This is a genomic window from Cellulophaga sp. (genome assembly GCF_039943695.1).
Classification (GTDB): Bacteria; Bacteroidota; Bacteroidia; order Flavobacteriales; family Flavobacteriaceae; genus Cellulophaga.
Window position 1 is genome coordinate 1 of the sequence record NZ_JBDVAA010000023.1, and the last position, 1369, is coordinate 1369.

The window sequence follows — 1369 nt, forward strand, 5'->3', positions numbered from 1 at the left end:
ACTAATAAAAATTGGTTTTATACTTGTTTTACTCTCTTTATTAAGTATTATATATCAACCTAATAAAGAAATAAGTATTTTAATAGGTATAGTTTTACTGCTTACAAGTGTTATTACTTTAATTTTAAAGGTAGAAAAAGCTATAGACTCAAAATTTAAAGAAAATAATAAATGAAAATATATACAAAAACGGGAGATAAAGGCACTACTGCCCTATTTGGCGGCACCAGAGTTCCTAAACACCACCTACGTATAGAGTCTTACGGTACAGTAGACGAGTTAAATTCTTGGATGGGATTAATACGTGACCAAGAGATACACAACCACTATAAAGATGTTATTGCAACCATACAAGACAAGTTATTTACTGTTGGTGCTGTTTTAGCTACAGATCCAGAAAAAATGGTGCTTAAAAACGGCAAAGAACGTCTAAATATTGAAAAAATTAGTAATACAGACATAGAGTTACTAGAGTTAGAAATGGATAAAATGAACGAATCTTTACCACAGATGACACATTTTATTTTACCTGGCGGACACACAACCGTGTCATACTGTCATATTGCGCGTACTGTTTGTCGTAGAGCAGAACGTTTAGCATCACATTTAAATGAGAACGAACCTTTTGAAGCAAATGTTTTGTCATTTATCAATAGGTTATCCGACTACTTATTTGTATTATCAAGAAAACTATCAAAAGACTTGGATGCAACCGAAATAAAATGGATTCCTGAGAAAAAAGTCTAATATTTACTTTTTTACAACGTTATCAACATATTGAATATCAACAATTTTAAAAAAATAAATTAAAAAACTACAAAAAAACTTGCTTTTCTTGTTTAAAAATTTATTTTTGCAAAAAATTAAAATTAACTATTACCATGTATTGGACATTAGAACTAGCATCTTATTTAAGTGATGCGCCTTGGCCAGCGACCAAAGATGAATTAATAGATTACGCCATTAGAACTGGTGCACCATTAGAAGTTGTAGAAAATTTACAATCTATGGAAGAAGAAGGTGGAGAAATCTACGAATCTATTGAGGAGATATGGCCTGACTATCCTACAGAAGAAGATTACCTCTGGAACGAGGATGAATATTAAATAAAGAAATACACAAAAAAGTCTCCTCGGAGGCTTTTTTTTTATGTAATTTTGGCAGACGCAGGTGGCTATTTGTACATTTTTAAAAACTGGAATACCTTTTGCGTAAGAAATTACATTCCGCAGTTTTACGGAACATTAATCTAAATAGTTGAGTGTGTTTACATTGTAAACAACAGACTTTATAAATTATAAAATATATGAGTTTCATTAATTCCGTGCTAAAGGCCTTTGTTGGTGATAAAGCCAAAGAAGACGTTAAG

The 1369-nt window shown here is 31.2% G+C and carries 2 protein-coding genes; both read left to right on the top strand.

The genetic code is table 11. The annotated features are described in order from the left end of the window. Positions 1-171 precede the first annotated feature (171 nt). Positions 172-747 (top strand): cob(I)yrinic acid a,c-diamide adenosyltransferase, encoded by a 576-nt coding sequence (locus tag ABJD66_RS01980; protein WP_100895595.1) that lies wholly within the window; start codon positions 172-174, stop codon positions 745-747. A 134-nt stretch (positions 748-881) separates the two neighbouring features. Continuing rightward, on the top strand, positions 882-1106 hold the full coding sequence (locus ABJD66_RS01985; RefSeq protein WP_013551418.1) for a DUF2795 domain-containing protein: 225 nt from the start codon (positions 882-884) through the stop codon (positions 1104-1106). Positions 1107-1369: the final 263 nt, after the last annotated feature.

Coding starts and splice junctions, on each gene's coding strand:
- ABJD66_RS01985 (WP_013551418.1), top strand. CDS start 882: ATGTATTGGACATTAGAACTAGCATCTTATTTAAGTGATGCGCCTTGG.
- ABJD66_RS01980 (WP_100895595.1), top strand. CDS start 172: ATGAAAATATATACAAAAACGGGAGATAAAGGCACTACTGCCCTATTT.